This is a genomic window from Serratia sp. Ag1 (assembly GCF_000743355.1).
Lineage (GTDB): Bacteria > Pseudomonadota > Gammaproteobacteria > Enterobacterales > Enterobacteriaceae > Chania.
In genome coordinates, this window is sequence record NZ_JQEI01000016.1 from 55,394 (window position 1) to 73,896 (window position 18,503).

General features: G+C 54.4%; 21 protein-coding genes. 16 read left to right on the top strand and 5 right to left on the bottom strand.

From position 1 onward, the window contains the following. Positions 1-162: 162 nt before the first annotated feature. From IV04_RS10340 to aaeR, 3 genes are all read right to left on the bottom strand, one after another. Positions 163-1,506 (bottom strand): APC family permease, encoded by a 1,344-nt coding sequence (locus tag IV04_RS10340; protein WP_037397394.1) that lies wholly within the window; start codon positions 1,504-1,506, stop codon positions 163-165. A 12-nt stretch (positions 1,507-1,518) separates the two neighbouring features. Then, positions 1,519-2,421, bottom strand: a complete 903-nt coding sequence (locus tag IV04_RS10345; RefSeq protein WP_037397397.1) for an acetamidase/formamidase family protein — start codon at positions 2,419-2,421, stop codon at positions 1,519-1,521. A 261-nt stretch (positions 2,422-2,682) separates the two neighbouring features. After that, on the bottom strand, positions 2,683-3,594 hold the full coding sequence (gene aaeR, locus IV04_RS10350) for an HTH-type transcriptional activator AaeR (protein WP_037397399.1): 912 nt from the start codon (positions 3,592-3,594) through the stop codon (positions 2,683-2,685). Between the two features lie 292 nt (positions 3,595-3,886). On the opposite strand from aaeR, the gene aaeX reads away from it, so the two are divergent. From aaeX to IV04_RS10375, 5 genes are all read left to right on the top strand, one after another. Continuing rightward, the gene (aaeX, locus tag IV04_RS10355; RefSeq protein ID WP_037397401.1) at positions 3,887-4,090 is read left to right on the top strand and encodes a p-hydroxybenzoic acid efflux pump operon protein AaeX; all 204 of its coding nucleotides are present in this window, start codon (positions 3,887-3,889) and stop codon (positions 4,088-4,090) included. Positions 4,091-4,097: 7 nt separating this feature from the next. Continuing rightward, the gene (gene aaeA, locus IV04_RS10360; RefSeq protein ID WP_037397954.1) at positions 4,098-5,030 is read left to right on the top strand and encodes a p-hydroxybenzoic acid efflux pump subunit AaeA; all 933 of its coding nucleotides are present in this window, start codon (positions 4,098-4,100) and stop codon (positions 5,028-5,030) included. Then, positions 5,030-6,997 (top strand): p-hydroxybenzoic acid efflux pump subunit AaeB, encoded by a 1,968-nt coding sequence (gene aaeB, locus IV04_RS10365; RefSeq protein WP_037397404.1) that lies wholly within the window; start codon positions 5,030-5,032, stop codon positions 6,995-6,997. The genes aaeA and aaeB overlap by 1 nt, the downstream gene beginning before the upstream one ends. Before the next feature lie 239 nt (positions 6,998-7,236). Next, the gene (locus IV04_RS10370) at positions 7,237-7,692 is read left to right on the top strand and encodes a ribonuclease domain-containing protein (protein WP_037397406.1); all 456 of its coding nucleotides are present in this window, start codon (positions 7,237-7,239) and stop codon (positions 7,690-7,692) included. Positions 7,693-7,696: 4 nt separating this feature from the next. Continuing rightward, positions 7,697-7,996 carry a barstar family protein gene (locus IV04_RS10375; protein ID WP_037397956.1) on the top strand — a complete coding sequence of 100 codons (300 nt, stop codon included), beginning with the start codon at positions 7,697-7,699 and terminating at the stop codon, positions 7,994-7,996. Positions 7,997-8,029: 33 nt separating this feature from the next. Here the strand turns inward: IV04_RS10375 and yjgA are convergent, their stop codons facing one another. Continuing rightward, positions 8,030-8,578, bottom strand: a complete 549-nt coding sequence (yjgA, locus tag IV04_RS10380; RefSeq protein ID WP_037397409.1) for a ribosome biogenesis factor YjgA — start codon at positions 8,576-8,578, stop codon at positions 8,030-8,032. Positions 8,579-8,849: 271 nt separating this feature from the next. Between yjgA and pmbA the strand changes: the two genes are divergently transcribed. Then, positions 8,850-10,190 carry a metalloprotease PmbA gene (pmbA, locus tag IV04_RS10385; protein ID WP_037397412.1) on the top strand — a complete coding sequence of 447 codons (1,341 nt, stop codon included), beginning with the start codon at positions 8,850-8,852 and terminating at the stop codon, positions 10,188-10,190. Positions 10,191-10,306: 116 nt separating this feature from the next. After that, positions 10,307-10,693 carry a cytochrome b562 gene (gene cybC, locus IV04_RS10390; RefSeq protein WP_037397415.1) on the top strand — a complete coding sequence of 129 codons (387 nt, stop codon included), beginning with the start codon at positions 10,307-10,309 and terminating at the stop codon, positions 10,691-10,693. Between the two features lie 62 nt (positions 10,694-10,755). Here cybC and rnk read toward each other — a convergent pair whose 3' ends face one another. Further along, positions 10,756-11,166: a nucleoside diphosphate kinase regulator gene (gene rnk, locus IV04_RS10395; protein ID WP_037397417.1), complete on the bottom strand. Its 411-nt coding sequence runs from the start codon at positions 11,164-11,166 to the stop codon at positions 10,756-10,758. Between the two features lie 418 nt (positions 11,167-11,584). Between rnk and IV04_RS10400 the strand changes: the two genes are divergently transcribed. From IV04_RS10400 to IV04_RS10440, 9 genes are all read left to right on the top strand, one after another. Next, the gene (locus IV04_RS10400; protein ID WP_037397420.1) at positions 11,585-11,932 is read left to right on the top strand and encodes a glycine dehydrogenase; all 348 of its coding nucleotides are present in this window, start codon (positions 11,585-11,587) and stop codon (positions 11,930-11,932) included. 36 nt (positions 11,933-11,968) lie between these two features. Further along, a complete protein-coding gene (locus tag IV04_RS10405; protein WP_037397423.1) occupies positions 11,969-12,334 on the top strand; it encodes an SFCGS family glycine-rich protein in 366 nt (121 codons plus the stop codon). Further along, entirely contained in the window at positions 12,334-12,630 is a 297-nt protein-coding gene (locus IV04_RS10410; RefSeq protein ID WP_037397426.1) for a DUF4312 family protein, read from the top strand. The genes IV04_RS10405 and IV04_RS10410 overlap by 1 nt, the downstream gene beginning before the upstream one ends. 55 nt (positions 12,631-12,685) lie before the next feature. Further along, complete coding sequence (locus tag IV04_RS10415) at positions 12,686-13,462, top strand: DUF4311 domain-containing protein (RefSeq protein ID WP_037440792.1); 777 nt, start codon at positions 12,686-12,688, stop codon at positions 13,460-13,462. 11 nt (positions 13,463-13,473) lie between these two features. Beyond that, positions 13,474-14,124: a DUF4310 family protein gene (locus tag IV04_RS10420; protein WP_197062164.1), complete on the top strand. Its 651-nt coding sequence runs from the start codon at positions 13,474-13,476 to the stop codon at positions 14,122-14,124. 51 nt (positions 14,125-14,175) lie between these two features. Next, complete coding sequence (locus IV04_RS10425; RefSeq protein ID WP_037397435.1) at positions 14,176-15,315, top strand: amidohydrolase/deacetylase family metallohydrolase; 1,140 nt, start codon at positions 14,176-14,178, stop codon at positions 15,313-15,315. Then, positions 15,299-16,417, top strand: a complete 1,119-nt coding sequence (locus IV04_RS10430; RefSeq protein WP_037397438.1) for a DgaE family pyridoxal phosphate-dependent ammonia lyase — start codon at positions 15,299-15,301, stop codon at positions 16,415-16,417. Before IV04_RS10425 ends, IV04_RS10430 begins: the two co-directional genes overlap by 17 nt. Beyond that, a complete protein-coding gene (locus IV04_RS10435; protein WP_037397440.1) occupies positions 16,414-17,154 on the top strand; it encodes a KDGP aldolase family protein in 741 nt (246 codons plus the stop codon). Before IV04_RS10430 ends, IV04_RS10435 begins: the two co-directional genes overlap by 4 nt. A gap of 139 nt (positions 17,155-17,293) precedes the next feature. Next, the gene (locus tag IV04_RS10440) at positions 17,294-18,472 is read left to right on the top strand and encodes a lactonase family protein (protein ID WP_037397442.1); all 1,179 of its coding nucleotides are present in this window, start codon (positions 17,294-17,296) and stop codon (positions 18,470-18,472) included. Positions 18,473-18,503 lie beyond the last annotated feature (31 nt).

The window sequence follows — 18,503 nt, forward strand, 5'->3', positions numbered from 1 at the left end:
TGATGAGCCTCAAAGAGGCTCACCCTGCGGGCCAGCGCAGGCGCTGTTCAAATGGGTCGTAGACCCATTTGTCGTTCGGTTGCCGCGTTACTCGGCCCAACTCGAATTATTTTGGGTATAAATAAATGTGCCCCGAAATTATTCAGGGCACATATTATAATTTTAGCCTTCTAATTCCAGCACGGGTTTACGCTTCAGAATAACGCGTAACACGAAGTAGTAGACAATGCCCACGGCCAACCAGCTCAGGCCAAGGACTTTAGCTTCAATATCCATTTCGTACAGCACAAAGCCGATGATTGCCAAACCAACCAGCGGGAAAAGCAGGTGCTTCACCCAGGCGGTGGATTTCTGGCGGATGATGTAGTGGTTAATCACCGACAGGTGCAGGATCAAAAAGCCCATCAGCGCGCCGAAGTTCACCAGGCGGCTCAGGTTGTCGATGCTGCCGTTGAAGTACAGACCGGAACCGAGAGAAATCACCGCGACCAGCAGGGTGCTGACGTAAGGGGTTTTGAAACGAGGGTGAACCTTCGCCAGGATTTTCGGCAACTGACGGTCACGCCCCATGGCAAACAGAATGCGCGAAATCGCCGCCTGGGCTACCAGGGCGTTAGCGATCCCCCAAGAGAGCGCGGTGGCCCAGATGGTGGCCTGCTTCAGCCAGGTTCCACCGGCCAGATTGGCGGTGTCGTAAAACGCGGTATCCAGGTTTTTGAAATTGTGCCCTGCGGCCAGATCGGCGGCGATCCAGGTTTGCAGAATAAACAGCGATCCAACCAGCAGCAGAGCAAACAGCGAAGCTTTACCCACCGCATCGGCTCCGCCTTTGCTCTCTTCAGACAGTGTCGAGATACCGTCAAAGCCCAGGAACGACAGCACGGCGATCGACACCGCCCCCATCACCAGCGGCAAACTGAACTTCTCGGCGTTGTAGAGCGGGTTCAAGGTTAAGCCGCCTGAGCCTTCGCCGGAATACAGAGCAATCAGCCCCATCACCACGAAAATGGTCAGGATCACGATCTCCGTCACCAGAATGTAGCGGTTGGCTTTGGCGGTGAACTGAATACCGATCAGGTTGATCACACTGTTAATGGCGATAAACGTCACGATCCACACCCAGGCAGGCACACCCGGCAGAATCGGGCCAAGAGCTGCGGCGCTGACGATATACAGCAGCGAAGGAACCAGAATGTAATCCAGCAGGATCAGCCAACCAGCGAAGAAGCCGACGGTTTCGTGGATACCGCGCTGTGCGTAGGCATACACCGAACCAGATACCGGGAACGCACGCGACATCGACCAGTAGCTCATGGCGGTGAAGAACATCGCCACCATACCGATCAGGTAGGCCAAGGCAACCATACCTTGTGAGCCTTCCCAAACGTAACCAAAAACGCCAAACGGTGCGATCGGCACCATAAAGATCATGCCGTAAATCACCAGATCTTTCAGGGTGAGGGTACGGTGCAGTTCCTGCTTATAGCCAAATTGTTCAACAGACATGACTTTGGCCCCTTAATCCAACTGAATGTTTAGCTGTGCGGCAACGCTGCGTGGCAGCGCGAAGCGGCAGGTTTTCAGCGGATCAACCACTTGGCAGATTTGCAGATCGCCGGTAATGCTCATCAGGTTGATGGCGTCGGCCAGCGTGACGGCGCTGTGGTTGGCGACAAAGTGCGCCATGTTGCGGGTAGCCAGTTGGGCGGCCTCGTCGAGCGTTTTAGCAGAAGCCAGCGTGTAGAGTGCGTCAGCGGTGCTCATCATTGGCGTGGGCAGTGGGCGGTTTTTCACCACGGTCAGATTCACCACCACTTCACCGGGGATCTCCAACCCGCATACGGAGACTTCGCCGTCGCCCATGGCGGCATGCAGATCGCCGAGTGCAAACAGTGCGCCTTTCACGTTAACCGGCAGCCACAGCGTGCAGCCTTCGGTAATGATCTTGCAATCCATGTTGCCGCCGTGCGCATCCGGTGTGCCGCAAGGCACGGCGTCACCTGCCGGTGCCACGCCAATCACGCCAATCATTGGTTTGAGTGGCCAACGCACGCCGCCTGGCAGCAGCGCAAAGCCCTCTTCCAACGGCACGGTGCGGATCTGCGGCTGTTGCAGTTCATCGCCGATCACGCCCAGGCCCGGTGCGGTGACCATCACCGCCTGATGGCTGCGTGGCGTAATGCGCTTGATCTCTACCCGCAGTACATCGCCTGGCTGTGCATCCTGCACATAGACCGGCCCGGTGGCTGGGTTGATGCGGTTCCAATCCAGTTCGGTAAATGCGGCCTGTTCAGAGGCGATCTGATCTTCGAAACAGTCGCAGGTTTCAAAGCAGACGTCGCTGCCGCTGGTAATTTTTGCCACAGGGGCATTATCACGCGACATGGCATAAACCACGTGCGTGCGAGGAATTGTTTCCATGGTGATTCCTGTCTAAAAAAGTTGTCTGAATTTTTCTTATGGGGGGAATTGCAATCTGCCGAAGACAGCATCAATTACCTTGCCTGAATTAATTAATCACACCCAACGGGGCGGTGGCAAGTGCAGCAAAAACCTGTTATCTGGGGGTTTAGATGAATATTCCGTATATAAAAAATATTCTGGTTATTTTTGTTGCCTTGGTGGTGTATGGCCTGATAACCGCTTTGCCATTCATCGAATGGCCAGCAGGTAAAATATCTATCAACGGTATCCCTGATAAACCGCCGCCACGCGTTTAAAGTATTCCGTCAGGTAATTAATGCACACCTGTACCTTCAGCGGCAGTTTGTCCTTTTTGGTGTACAGGGCGTACACCGGGCGGGGTTCTGAGTGATAACGCTTGAACAGGATTTCGATCTCGCCGCGCTTGATCTCTTCGATCACCCACATCAGGGGAACGTAGGCGATGCCAGCCCCGGCGTTCAGCCAGCGGATCATGGTTTGTGAATCGTTGGTCACGAAGCGCCCCTGCGGGGCAATGCGCGTACTGATGCCTTCTGGTGCCATCAGTTCAAATTCGCTGTCTGGCCGCACGCTGTATTCCAGCCAGGAAAAATTTGCCATATCGCTGGGCTTTTGTGGTGTGCCGTGCTGGCTGAGGTAACTTTTGGCGGCGCAAACCACCATCGGCATGGAACCCAACAGTTTGGAGAACAGACTGGAGTCTTGCAATGTACCAGTGCGGATCACCAGATCCAAACCATCGGTAATCAGGTCGGGAGCGGGGATGCCGGTAACCAGATTCACGGTTAAGCCGGGGTATTCTTGCAACATTTCGGCAGTCATGTTGGCCAGCACGTTTTGCGCGATGGTGGAGGAACTGCCGATGCGCAAGGTGCCGGTTGGCGTATTGTTCAGTGCATAAAGCTGTTCATGCACTTCGGTCACTTCCTGCAGCATCCGGCGGCAGCCTTGATAATAGATTTTGCCCGCTTCGGTGAGGCCGATGCTGCGTGTGCTGCGGTTAAGCAGCTTCACCTGCAGCTCATTTTCCAGCTTGGACACCGTTTGGCTGATGGAAGAAACGCTCATCGCGAGCTGGCTCGCTGCTGCAGTAAACGACCCACATTCAACCACTTTGGCGAACACCGACATCCGTTTTAGTCTTTCCATTGTTCACTCTGGCTTAAAAGTGATTTAGATCACATATTGTAGATGAGTTTATCGTAAGCAGGCTAATATACACCCATCGGGTGTATCTTCTGAGCGCTTGAGCGTGCTCAGCAATGCTGTTCGCCATGCGTTCCCTTTCATGAGTCTATGTCCGCAGTTTAACCCCTTTTCAGGTTTGTGGCCTGACAACCGTCCAGGCGTGACTTTTGGCGTCCTTTAGCCAAAATGTAAATGGGATGTGAAATCAGCAGGGTGCGATTTCCCGGTGCAGTAAACAATTAAGGAAAATGTGATGAGTTTGCTTCCGGTTATGGTCATTTTTGGGCTGTCGTTCCCGCCGGTTTTTTTTGAACTGTTGGCGTCGCTGGTGCTGTTTTTTATTATGCGTCGCTTGCTGCTGCCGACCGGGATTTACGATTTTGTCTGGCATCCGGCGTTGTTCAATACCGCGCTGTATTGCTGCCTGTTTTATCTGGTTTCATGTTTTTTTGTTTGAGGTGGCTGTGAAAACTTTTTCAATACAAATAACCCGAATTGCCGTCACGCTGATCGTTGTGGTGCTGGCCGCCATCGCGGTGTTCAAGTCCTGGGCGTTTTACACCGAATCCCCGTGGACGCGGGACGCCAAATTTGCTGCCGATGTAGTGGCGATCGCGCCAGACGTCAGTGGCCTGTTGACCGAGATACCGGTCACGGACAACCAGTTGGTGAATAAGGGCCAGATCCTGTTCGTGATCGATCGGCCACGTTACCAACAGGCATTGGCACAGGCTAATGCGGATGTGGCCTATTACCAGGCACTGGCTGAAGAGAAAAAACGCGAGGCAGGCCGCAGGACGCGCTTAGGCATTCAGGCGATGTCGCAGGAAGAGATCGACCAGTCGAGCAACTCATTACAAACCGTGCAGCATCAGCTGGCCAAAGCGATCGCCGCCCGCGATCTGGCGCAATTGGATCTCGATCGTACTACGGTACGAGCGCCCGCTGATGGCTGGGTGACCAACCTGAATGTGCACGTTGGGGAATTTATCACCCGTGGTTCCACCGCCGTGGCGCTGGTGAAGAAAGACACGTTCTACATTATGGCGTATCTGGAAGAAACCAAACTCAACGGCCTGCTGCAGGGCGATAGGGTAGAAATCACCCCGCTGGGCAGTAACCGTATTATGCATGGCACCGTCGACAGCTTGGCGGCGGCGGTGAACAACAGCAGCAGCACCGTTAACAGCAAAGGGCTGGCAGCGATCGACAGCAATCTGGAGTGGGTGCGCTTGGCGCAGCGCGTACCGGTGAAAATCAGGCTGGATGAGCAGGATCAGCAACACCCTTACCCGGCGGGAACCACCGCCACCGTAGTGATCACCGGTAAGAGCGATCGCAACGAAAACGGCTCACCCTTTATCCGGCTGATGCATCGGTTACGCGAGTTTGGCTGATGAATAGCCCAACGTTTATTCGGCTGAGATTTGCCTGCAAGCTCAGTTTCGCGATTGTCTTCGCGCTGTTTGTCGGTTTTCATCTTAACCTCGAAACCCCGCGCTGGTCGGTGCTGACGGCGGCGATCGTGGTGGCAGGGCCTGCTTTTGCCGCCGGGGGCGAGCCGTTCTCGGGGGCGATTCGCTACCGCGCCTGGCTGCGTATTATCGGTACTTTTATCGGCTGCTTTGTTGGTTTGGTGATCATCATACTTTGCGCGCGAGCGCCCGTGGTGATGCTGATGCTGTGCTGCATCTGGCTCGGGGTGTGTACCTGGATTTCGTCGCTGGTTAAAGTCGAAAACTCCTATGCTTGGGGCTTGGCGGGCTATACGGCGTTGATTATCGTTGTCACCTCCGCCAGCGGCCCCTCTGCGCTGTTGCAAGCACCGCAGTTCGCCCTGGAACGCTGTAGCGAGATTGTGCTGGGTATTCTCAGCGCCGTGTTGGCCGATCTGCTGTTTTCACCGCGCTCGATCAAACAGGATATCGATCGCGCGGTGGATCAACTGTTGGTGAGGCAATACCGGCTGATGCAGATGTGCATCAGCAATGCAGAAAAAGAAGACATCGATCGGGCCTGGGGCGATCTGGTCAAAAGCACCACCGCCTTGAACGGCATGCGCGCCAATCTGATGTTGGAGTCTTCCCGCTGGCAGCGGGTAAACCGCCGTGTGCGCGTCTTGCATACCCTTTCACTGACGCTGATAACTCAGGCTTGTGAAACCTACCTGATCCTGTTGAATCACCCCGAGGCCGTGCAGGAAAACATTCGCGAACTGCTGATGATGCCCGCAGAAACACCGCAGGAAGTGCATCAGAACCTGAAACGGGTGCGTCAGGTGTTAGCCACCAGTCTGACCCATGAAACCTTGCTCACCGTCAGCACTTGGGTGGGCACCGCGACGCGCTACCTGCTGGTGGCGAAAGGTGTGCACACCAACAGCGGCATCAGTGCGGTTGAAAACGAAATCTTGGCGGGTGAGGTTGAGGTAAAAAAACCGTCAGCGGAAGGCCATCATGCGTTGATCAACGGCCTGCGTGCGTGGGCAGCTACCTCTATTGGTTGCCTGTTCTGGCTGTGGACGGGTTGGACTTCTGGCAGTGGTTGCATGGTGATGATCGCCATCGTAACCGCCTTGGCGATGCGCACACCGAACCCGAAAATGATGGCGTTCGATTTTCTGTTGGGGGTGCTGATGGCCCTGCCGATGGGGGCGCTGTTCTATATGTTTATCTTGCCCCAGACCCAACAAAGCATGTTCCTGCTGTGCCTGAGCTTGGGTGCACTGGCATTTTTCATCGGTATTGAGGTGCAAAAGCGCCGCTTGGGATCGCTGGGTACGCTGTCGAGTACCATCAATATTATCGTGCTGAGCAACCCGATGCATTTCTCGATCACGACGTTTATCGACAGCGCGATCGGCCAGATCATCGGCTGTTTTGTGGCGATGATTGTGCTTTCCCTGATCCGAGACACTTCGCGCGAACGTACCGGCCTCACGCTGATGAACCAACTGGTCAGCAGCGCGGTTTCTGCATTAACCACCCAGGCAGCGCGGCGGCGCGAAAATCATCTGCCAGCGCTGTATCAGCGTTTGAACCAGTTGCTGATGATGTTCCCCAACGATATCGCCAAATACCGTTTGGGGCTTAATCTGATCATTGCTCACCAGCGTATGCAGCAGACTGAGATCCCGGCCAAGGAAGAACTGTCGTTGTTTCATCAGCAAATTCGCAAGACGGCTGACCATGTGGTTTCAGCCAAAAGCGCAAGAAAGCGGGCGTATTATTACGATCGTCTGCTGAAAGAGATGCACGAATACCAGCAGAAACTGGTGGATAACCAGGCGCCAATCAGCGTAACCGGGCCGGTAAAACGTCTGGCGGACATGCTGCATCGTTATCGACACGCTTTAATTGACTAGATCGCTTTGCCCTGAAAATCTGCAGGTAAAAACGTTACAATGAGCCATCTTTGATTCATCATTCTTTGCTATAAATTTATACTCGTCATACTTCAAGTTGCTTGGGTGTTGGCTGCCCTTGTTCACCCCAGTCACTTACTTGAGTAAGCTCCTGGGGCTTCACTCGGTTGCCGCCTACAAGCAACTCGAATTATTTTGGGTATAGCCATCATGGGGAATTCTCCTCATTCAGGGAAAATATGAATAAACGTACCCTTGTGGCGATGCTGATCGCCTTGGTGGTCGCCGGGTTTAGCGCATTGCACGGCAATACCGAACGGGCGATCGCTCCGTTACCGGCGGCCCCTGCTGCGGTGGCGAGTATCGATCAACTGACCGAGCCAAAGCGCGTTGCCCGTTATCTGCAACAGCATCAACGGTTGCCGGATTATTACCTCACTAAAAAGCAGGCGCGTGATCGGGGCTGGGAGGTGAGTGAAGGTAATCTGTGCCAGGTATTGCCGGGTAAAGCGATTGGTGGCGATCGTTTCTCTAACCGCGAAGGGCGTTTACCGATGGCAAAAACCCGGGTATGGCGCGAGGCGGATATCAATTATCGATGTGGCCGACGCGGTGCCGATCGCTTGCTGTATTCCAGCGATGGCCTGATTTTTATTACGCGTGACCATTATAAGAACTTCATACGGATGGAGTGAAATGATGGTGAAAATAGAGTTCGATTTTAACCAGATACCCGATCTACCGGCGTTTTATCAGCAATTTGCTGACAAGTTCGCGCTGAGTGAAGAGTTTGGCTCCAATCTGGATGCTCTGTGGGACGTGGTGACCGGCGGCATCAGCCTGCCGGTCGAGATTGAATTTACCAATCTCAATGCCCGGGGCAAACGCCGTTTTGGTGCCATTATTCTGCTGTTTGAAGAAGCAGAGGAAGAGCTGGATGGGAGCCTGCGCTTCAATCTCCGTGAGGCAGGCGCTGCAGCAACGCATCACCGGAGATGAACCGGGTTCATCCCACAGTGATGCTGCTGGCGATCACTGTTGCGCCTCAGCCAGATCGCGCAAGTACTGGAAGATTTGGCGGAAAGATTTTGGCGGCTTGTTAGCGGCCTTCTCTTTTTGCGCGTTACGCACCAGCGCGCGCAACTGCTGACGATCGGCTTCTGGATACAGATCCAGCACGGTCGGGATCGCATCATCACCTTCTTCCACCAGGCGATCGCGCAGCGCTTCCAGCTTGTGGAACAGTGAAACCTGTTGGTTATGGCGGTTCTTCAGCTTATCGAGCGCGGTCTGGATCGGCTCAACGTCACGGGCGCGCAGCAGTTTGCCGATCAGTTGGATCTGGCGGCGGCGGCCTTCTTTTTTGATCTTTTGTGCCAGTTCGATAGCGGCACGCAGATCTTCATCCAGCGGAATACGTTCCAGCGCGTTTTTACCCAGTTCGACCAGCTCGGTCCCCAGGTCTTTCAGCGCTTCGGCATCCCGTTTAATTTCACTTTTACTGACCCAGATGATCTCGTCATCGTCCTCATTTTCGTTCTCAGGGACGTCGTCGAGCCAGTCTTCAGGCTGTTTGTTCATGGTAGGCTCCGTTAAAAAGAGGCTAATCCTAACAGGTTGCTGGCTGTGTACCCAAAATAATTCGAGTTGCAGCCAACGCACATGCGGCTCGAAGTATGAAGGGTATATGCGAAATTCCACGCAGTTCCTGTTAGACTCAAAAACAGATTCGGCTGTATTCAGCGTTGCTGTGGCGAATGCGGTCTGGAATTATTTTGGCGCGTTGTAGCGCGCAAAACCACGCCGATACGGCACTTTTCTCAGCGATTTTCTGATTAATTATGGCAGATTGATGAAAGTAGTCACTCAAGTTGCAGAACAGCGCAAGGCGCTGGAACAAGCCGTTTCACAGGCTTTGGAACTGGCGCGTGCCGGTTCCGATGCGGCAGAAGTTGCCGTAACCAAAACGACCGGTATCAGCGTGAGCACCCGCTTTGGTGAAGTGGAGAACGTTGAGTTCAACAGCGACGGCGCGTTGGGCATTACCGTTTACTATCAGCAGCGTAAGGGCAGCGCCTCTTCGACCGATCTCAGCCCGGATGCCATTTCCCGCACCGTGCAGGCGGCGCTGGATATTGCCCGCTATACCTCGCCCGATCCCCACGCTGGCCCAGCGGAAAAAGATCTGCTGGCATTTACCGCACCGGATCTCGATCTGTTCCATCCAACCGAACTGGACGCCGAGCGTGGCATTGAGCTGGCGGCACGTGCTGAGCAGACGGCGTTGGCGGCAGATAAGCGCATCACCAACACCGAAGGCGGCAGTTTTAACAGTCATTATGGCGTTAAGGTGTTCGGTAACAGCCACGGCATGCTGCAAAGTTATTGTTCCAGCCGCCATTCGCTTTCCAGCTGTGTGATAGCGGAACATGATGGCGATATGGAGCGTGATTACGCCTATACCATTGGCCGTGCGATTGAAGATATGGCCAGCCCGGAGTGGGTTGGCCAGGAATGTGCCCGCCGTGTGCTGGCACGCCTGGCACCGCGCAAGCTTGCCACCATGAAGGCGCCAGTGTTATTCGCTTCTGAAGTGGCAACCGGGCTGTTTGGTCATCTGGTGGGGGCCATCAGCGGCAGCAGCGTTTACCGTAAGTCCACTTTTTTGCTGGATTCATTGGGTAAACAAATCCTGCCGGAATGGCTGACTGTCGAAGAACATCCACACCTGCTGAAAGGTCTCGCCTCTACGCCGTTCGACAGTGAAGGGGTGCGTACCGCGCGCCGCGACATCGTTAAAGACGGCGTACTGCAAACCTGGCTGCTGACCAGCTATGCCGCGCGCAAGTTGGGCATGCACAGCACCGGGCATGCGGGCGGCATCCACAACTGGCGCATTGCCGGGCAGGGTAATGATTTTGCCGCAATGCTTAAGCAATTGGGAACCGGCCTGCTGGTGACTGAATTGATGGGGCAGGGCGTCAGCGGTCTCACTGGCGACTATTCGCGCGGCGCGTCCGGTTTTTGGGTCGAAAACGGTGAGATCCAGTATCCGGTCAGCGAGATCACCATTGCCGGTAATTTGAAGGATATGCTGCGCAATATTGTCAGCGTCGGCAGCGATATCGAGACTCGCAGCAATATCCAATGCGGCTCCGTGCTGCTGCCGGAAATGAAGATTGCGGGTCAGTAATCACGCTTGAGGGCAGGCGTTCTGCCTGCCCTCTTTCCCGAATTATAAGTTTCGTTTTTGCTATTCAGTGTCTATGTTATTTATCGGTTAAATAAAACCACAACTGGAAGGTGAGCATGAAAAAAACATTAAAAGTATTGCTGGCATTGACGCTGTTGGGAGCCAGTTCAACGCTGATGGCGGTCGATCTGGAAACCGAGATGGGCACGTTGGCGAGCAATTACAAAGTGGTGCTGAAAACTGACTCTGTCGATACGTTCAAGCAGAGTCTGGAAAAGATGCGTGCAGCGGCGGTCATCGCAGAGCAAGGCACACCATCGAAGCTGAAAGGTAAGGCACCTGACAGCGCCGAGATGAAAGATTTCCGTCACGGCATGAAGACATTGATCGCACAGATCGACCAGTCATTGGCGTTGGCGAATCAGGGCAAACTGGAAGAAGCGCGCAAAATCGCGCAGGAATTCAAGCAAACCCGCGACACCAATCATAAGAAGTTCCGCTAACAGCACGTTGTGGGCGGTGTTTCAGCCGCCCGTTCATCCCCGCCGCCTTCCTTCATAAGCCATTAGCGGTGATATTCACCTGCGGCTTCTGGCTGATACAGCAGTTCCAGTACTTCAATCTGCGCTTCTTCACCATTCGGCAACTGCCAGTTGATCTGTTTGCCAATGTACATGCCCAGCAGTGCTGCGCCCAGCGGTGCCATCACCGAGAGCTGCTCGTTGCTGTCTTTGAGCGATGCCGGATACACCAACGTGCGGATATGCTCTTCTCCGGTGTGCAGATCGCGGAAGCGCACGCGGCTGTTCATGGTGACGACATTTGCCGGAATTTGTGATGGCGGTACGATGTCTGCGCGATCCAGTTCGTCATTCAGCGCGGCGGCGACGTCAGTGTTGGCAAAGGCAGGCTGTGCCAGCAGTGAATCCAGGCGTTCCGCATCCAGCTCATTAATGGTAATGGTTGGTTTGGTCATTCCACTCTCCAGTCAAATCAAAAGGCGCCCTTTCTGCGCCCATAAATTCGGAAAAACAACACAAAGCAACACCCCCGCGCCGTTGGGAGCGGGGGTGTAAGAAATCTCGACTTGTCCTACTGATAGTAGGCGCTTAAGCGCTGAAAAGGAAGAGATCGCGATCACGAAGTTTTTTGCCGCGTTTTTGCCCACTGTAAACGCGGCGTTGCGTCAGGCCATTGGCAAGAGCCACGATTTGCGAAATGGATCCCCCACTGTCACTCAATTTCCAGTTTGAACTGGAAAAAAACAGGCTACACAGGCAATGCCCTTAAGGTTAGGGTAAAGGCATCCGATAAAGTGGGTTATACCCGTCAGTTATTAGATGATGCACTTTACAACGTAAGTATTAATGTCTGAAACCTGGGGTGACTGAAAAGTGAATGAAGGAACTGCTTCGGTAAATGAAATAGAACAGGCAGATATCAGCAGAGCGGCAACCATCACCACGCAGGTGCTGGCAGATATCACGGCAATGTTGAGCGCAAAGGATATTTTTACCAATGCTGTGCAACAGCAAATGCTGGAGTCACATATTCGCGCCATGGTATTGCGCTCGATAACCGGTGAACCTTTGCCGGAAGTGGATAAATCCCTGTTTGACGAAATTTCTGCCGAGTCGATGCAAATGGCAGAACAGGTAGTGGATAAATTTGCCACATTGCCAATTGAAGAGGCTTACTTACTTTCCGTGCATTTTGAAGTAGCTAAAGATAATAACCAATAGGTTTGATGGAATTACATTCAATCAGGAGAACATACCATGGGTCAAATTACCGTAGTGATTGGCGATCGTTTGGGTAAAGGCCAGAAAGTCGGCCAAGGCATTGAAAATGCAGGCGCGAAAGCGATCGTTATTCCAGGCGTAGCGGCAGATATGAAGCTGGGTGACGTGATGAAAGCGGAAAGCGCACAGTTGGGCATTTCCTTCTGCGGCAGCGGCGGGGCCGGTGCCATTACTGCACAAACCAAGCATGGCTATAAAGCCAAATACGGTATGCGTTCGGTAGAGGAAGGTGTAACCGCCATTAACGAAGGCTACAACGTATTAGGCTTTGGCTTTATGGATAAAGAGGAGTTGGGCCAGCGACTGGTAGAAGCCTATATCAAAAAATATGGCAACGCGTAATGAAAGAACAATACACCACCTCGGTAACCGTGGAAGGTAAAGGCGACAGCAAAGCGAAAGCCTTTGCTTCCGCTTTGGCGAATGTACAGGGGGCAATATTAAAGTCCACCAGTAATATTCTGCTGCGCATTGAGCCACAAGACGTCAACGTATTAAAAGCGGAAGAGAAAATCACTAAAGAGAAATTTCTGTTTTTCTTTCTGCCGCGTGAAAGAAAGAGTTATGCCGTCTCTTTGGAAATAACCGTAAACGTGACGATCATCAATACCGAAAAAGTGGTTTTTACCACCAAATAAAACGTTATACCCAAAATCATCCAACGATGGGATATAGCATAAAAAGGGGATGTTAATGTTCTTAATCATCTTATTTAAGTCGATTATTATCGGCGGGCTGGTAGGTGTCGGCGTTGGTGCCGGTGCCGCACGCATGTTCCATGCCCCGACGACACAGGGTATGGGTGCTTTCCGCACCTTGGGCGAACTGAATTCCTGCGAAGGGGATCCGGCTTCTCACTTCTCATTCGGTCTGGGCTTCTTCTTTAACGCCTGGGCGTCTTCCGTGGCGGCGGGGGCTTTCACGCAGGACGTTGATCACCGCATTATCCCCAACTGGGGGGCAGCGGCCTTGATGATCAAGAACCGCAACGTGGCTGAAACGCTGCACGATCCGAAAAAAATGGCGATCGCTTGCGGCATCATCGGCATCCTGGTGGTGACTTTCCTCAATACTACCGCGTCGGCAGTGCCTGCGGCCTTGCAGGTGACGGCGATCAAGGTATTGGTCCCGGCAGCTAACCTGCTGGTGAACACCGTGATGCCGGTGATCTTCTGGCTGGCGGCCATTGAAGCCGGTAAACGTTCCGGGTTCTGGGGCACCATCTTCGGCGGTTTGGCGCAACTGATTATGGGCAACGCGGTGCCTGGGCTGGTTCTGGGGATCCTGATCGGTAAAGGCGTAGAAGAGAGCGGCTGGAACAAAGTCACCAAGATCATGATGGCGGTGATTGTGCTGCTGTTCGTGCTGAGCGGCTTCTTCCGTGGCTTTGATATGAAACTTCTGGAGTCCTTCAGCCTTGGCGTGCCTGGCTGGCTGGATGCCATTCATAACACCCTGAGCGGTAAATAAGGCGCTGAATGATGGAAACACAAACTCAAAAAGGCTTCTGGTACGCCGACTGGTCATTCCCGATTTTTGTCGGCCTGCTCTCGTCCGGCGTATTTGCCGGTACACATATGTATTACCTGTACGGCATTGGCGCGTTTAACGAAGTGGCGTTTGTCTCTATGTTGCGTGCCGGGATGGATACCGGGGTGTATGGCGCAGTGGCGGCGTTTGGGGCCAGCTTCCTGTTTGCCCGCATCATCGAAGGGTCGCTGGTGGGGATCCTGGATATCGGTGGGGCGATCCAGACCGGTGTCGGCCTTGGTGTTCCGGCGCTGTTGCTGGGGGCCGGGATCGTCTTCCCGGTGGCTAACTTTGCCGCAGCGCTGGTGACTGGCCTGGTAGTGGGGCTGGCGATTGGTTACCTGATTATTCTGGCGCGTAAATTCACCATCAACCAGAGCGACTCCACCTACGGCGCCGACGTGATGATGGGGGCCGGTAACTCCTCCGGGCGTTTCCTTGGGCCGTTGATCATCCTGTCTGCCATGGCTGCTTCGATTCCGATCGGGGTGGGCTCCCTGATCGGGGCATTGCTGTTCTATATCTGGGGCAAGCCGATTACCGGCGGTGCGATCCTTGGGGCGATGATCTTGGGGGCGATTTTCCCGGTAGCCATTGCTTAATCAAGAGTTCACCCCGAGGAGAAACCTCGGGGTGAAAGGGAGTCGTGAAGTATGTATGACCTAATTATCCGCCGCGCCAGACTGGTGGACGGCACCTTGGCCGATGTGGCCGTTCAAGGCGGTAAAATTGCCGCCGTGGGGCAGGTGCCAGCAGACGCCTGTGCACATCAGCAGCGCGATCTGGCGGGGAATTATTACCTGAGCGCCGGTTGGATCGACTCGCACGTACACTGCTACCCCTCTTCGCCGATCTACCATGACGAACCGGATCGGGTTGGCGTTGCCAGCGGTGTCACCTCGGTGGTGGATGCGGGCAGCACTGGCACGGATGATATTGATGAGTTCTACGCCCTGACGCGCAGTAGCAAAACCAACGTTTTTGCCTTCCTGAATATCTCGCGCATCGGTCTGTTGCGGCAGAACGAGCTGGCGGAGATGGCGGATATCAATAAACAGGCCATCAGAAACGCCATTGATGACAAACCGGGTTTTATTATCGGCATCAAGGCGCGTATGAGCAGCAGCGTGGTGGGCCAGAACGGCACCAGACCGTTGGTGCTGGCGAAAGAGATCCAGCAGGAAAACCAGCAACTGCCGCTGATGGTGCATATCGGTAACAACCCGCCGGATCTGGATGAAATTGCCGATCTGCTGACTCAGGGCGACATTATTACCCACTGCTATAACGGCAAGCCGAACCGCATCCTGACCCCCGCCGGTACGCTGCGTGAGTCGATCCAGCGTGCGTTAAAGCGCGGGGTGTTGCTGGATGTGGGCCACGGTACGGCCAGCTTTAGCTTTGAGGTGGCCAGACAGGCGATTGCGCTGGGCATTTTGCCGCACACCATCAGTTCCGACATCTATTGCCGTAACCGCATCAGCGGGCCGGTCTTCAGCCTGGCGGCGGTGATGTCCAAATTCTTTACCGTCGGGCTCTCACTCGCGCAGGTGATTGATTGCGTCACGGCAAACGCCGCTGCGGCGCTGCGCCTGACCACCAAAGGGCGCTTGCAGCCGGGACTCGATGCCGATTTGACCATTTTTGAGCTTCGCACCGCGCCACAGGTATTTGCTGATTCCGCAGGGGAATCGGTCAATGGCGAACAATTGCTGGTGCCACTGGCCGCCGTGGTGGCCGGGGAACTCCTATTAACCGATGAAGGGAAAGCCGCCGATGTCTTCAGTCTATGAAAAATATAATTTAAAACAGGTGATCAATACTTCCGGTCGCATGACCATTCTTGGCGTTTCCACGCCGCGCCAGGAGGTGATTGATGCCGTGGATTACGGCCTGAATCATTACTTTGAAATCAAGGATCTGGTGAACAAGACCGGCGCCTATATTGCCGAACTGCTGAACGTGGAAGATGCGGTGATCGTTTCCTGCGCTTCTGCCGGTATCGCTCAATCGGTGGCGGCGGTGATCGTCAAAGATGACGCCAACCTGCTGGTCAACCTGCATTCGGCAGCGGTGAAGGAACCGCGTGAGATCGTGTTGCCACGGGGCCATAACGTTAACTTTGGTGCGCCGGTTGACACCATGATCGCCCTCGGCGGTGGCAAAGTGGTGGAAGCAGGCTACGCCAACGAGTGCTCCCCTGAACAGATTGAAGCCTGCATCACGCCGCAAACGGCGGCGATCATGTACGTTAAATCCCACCATTGCGTGCAGAAAAGCATTCTCTCCGTTGAACAGGCGGCGGTGGTGGCACGCAAGCACAACTTGCCGTTGATCGTCGATGCCGCAGCTGAAGAAGATCTGATGTGTTACTACCAGATGGGCGCTGATCTGGTGATCTACAGCGGTGCCAAGGCGATCGAAGGGCCAACCAGTGGCTTGGTGATCGGCAAGAAACAGTACGTTGCCTGGGTGAAGCAGCAGTCCAACGGCATTGGCCGCGCGATGAAGGTCGGCAAAGAGGGCATTCTGGGCCTGACGCAGGCGATCGAAAGCTATTTGCGGCTGGAGAAAACCAGCGGTGCGCAAATGGTAGAACGCATGACGCCATTTATCACTCATCTCAATACTCTGAACGGCGTCAGTGCCAAAACCGTGTGGGATAGCGCAGGGCGTGATATTGCCAGGGCTGAAATCACGTTTGATGAAGCGGTGTTGGGTATGTCAACCGTCGACATCGTGCAGCGGCTCAAAACCGGCGACATCGCCATCTATTTCCGGGGCTATAAAGCTAACGAAGGCAAGATCGAAGTGGATGTGCGCAGCGTCAACGAGCAGCAGTTGATGACCGTTTTCACCTGTATTAAAAATCTGTTTACGGAGCAACAAGCATGAAGCTGAAGCCGAATTATTATAAAGATCGTGTGTGCCTGAACGTGTTGGCCGGTTCGAAAGATAACGCGCAAGAAATCTATGACGCGGCCCAGGGGCATGTGCTGGTGGGGGTGCTTTCCAAAAATTACCCGGACGTAGACAGCGCAGTCACCGATATGGCGCGTTATGCTCGCCTGATCGAGAACGCGCTTTCCGTTGGGTTGGGCGCAGGCGATCCGAAACAGTCAAATATGGTCAGCCAGATTGCCAAACAGGTGCAGCCGCAGCATGTGAACCAGGTGTTTACCGGCGTTGGTGCCAGCCGTGCGCTGCTGGGGCAAAGCGAAACCGTGGTCAACGGCCTGGTATCCCCGACTGGCCGGGTGGGTTGGGTGAAAATCTCCACCGGGCCGCTGAGTGCGCAGGCACCAGACGGTATCGTACCGGTTGAAACCGCGATCGCCCTGCTGAAAGACATGGGGGGCAGCTCCATCAAGTATTTCCCGATGGGGGGCCTGAAGCATAAAGACGAGTTCCAGTCTGTGGCGCGCGCCTGTGCTGAGCATGATTTCTTGCTGGAACCGACCGGCGGCATCGACCTGGAAAACTACGAAGCCATTATGGAGATCGCGTTGGCTGCCGGGGTAAAGCAGGTGATCCCGCATATTTACAGCTCCATCATTGATTCTGCCAGCGGCAATACCCGTCCACAGGATGTGAAAACCCTGTTGGCGATGACCAAGAAGCTGGTGGGTTAACACCTAACGTGTAGAGAGTGGGTACGGAACGGTAGTGAGGTGCAGGAGTTGATTTGTGGCACGTTCAGCCCCTTTTTCCTGTGGGAGAGGGGGGAGGAACAGGAGCTAACGTCTTTTCTAATCGGTTAAAAGGATAACTATGCGAAACTCTTTACGAATCACAACGCTATCCCTGGCACTGTTGGCGGTTGTCAGTCCGGCGCTGCAGGCTGAGAAGATCATGAAATCCCCATCGTCACAGTTTGCCTATATCGGCACCTACAATCCTAACGGAGAGGGCGTTTACCGGGTACGGGTGGATGCAACAAGCGGTGCGCTGAGTGACAGAACGCTGGTGAGCAATCTGCCGAATCCGGCACAACTGGTGGTCGATGCCAAAGGACAGACGCTGTATGTGGCCAGCGAAGTGGCAAATTTTAACGGTACCCAGCATGGTGGTATTGTCGCGTATCGCATCAACCCGCAAGACGGCAGCCTGACGCAGCTTAATCAGGTTGATTCGCAAGGCGCAGGGCCGGTTTACCTTTCCCTGTTACCTGACGGGCGGCACTTGCTGGTGGCGAACTATATCAGCGGCAGCGTGGCGGCCTTTCCGATCGATGCTGAGGGTAAGCTAGGAGCTGCCAGTTCGGTGCAACAGAGTGCTGGCCCGGCAGGTGCGGTAGAGGGCAGTTTTGCTATCAGCGATCACAACGGCCCGCATGCACATATGATTGCCAGCGATCCGAGCGGTAAATTTGTGTTTTCTACCGATCTGGGGTTGGATCGCATCTACCAGTGGCGTTTTGACAATGGCAGCGGCAAGCTGACACCGAACGATCCGCCATGGATTAGTGCTTCTTCCGCCGGAGCCGGGCCGCGCCACTTTGTGTTCCATCCAGACGGCAAAACGGTGTTGTTGATCAATGAAGAGGCTTCGACGCTGACCCGTTATCGTTTCGACAGCCAGAACGGCACGCTAAAGCAGCTCCAGGTTATTTCAAGCCTACCCGCTGATTACCGGGGCACCAGCTTTGCCGCTGGGCTGGCGCTGAGTGCCGAGGGGAAAAACCTGTACGTTGCCAACCGCTTGCATAACAGCATTGCGCAGTTCAGCGTAGGGGATAATGGCGTACTGCAACCGGTCGCAGAGGTGTGGACGCATGGGGATTATCCACGCACCCTGACTCTGGATCCGAGTGGCCGCTACCTGTACGCGTTGAATCAGCGCAGCGATAACATCACCCGTTTCAGCGTGGACCAGCAGAGCGGTAAACTCAGCTTTGTTGCTGGTTATATGCCGGTGGGCAGCCCTTCACAAATGGTGTTTATGCCATAACCCGTGGCCCGTCCGACGCGATCGGGCGGGC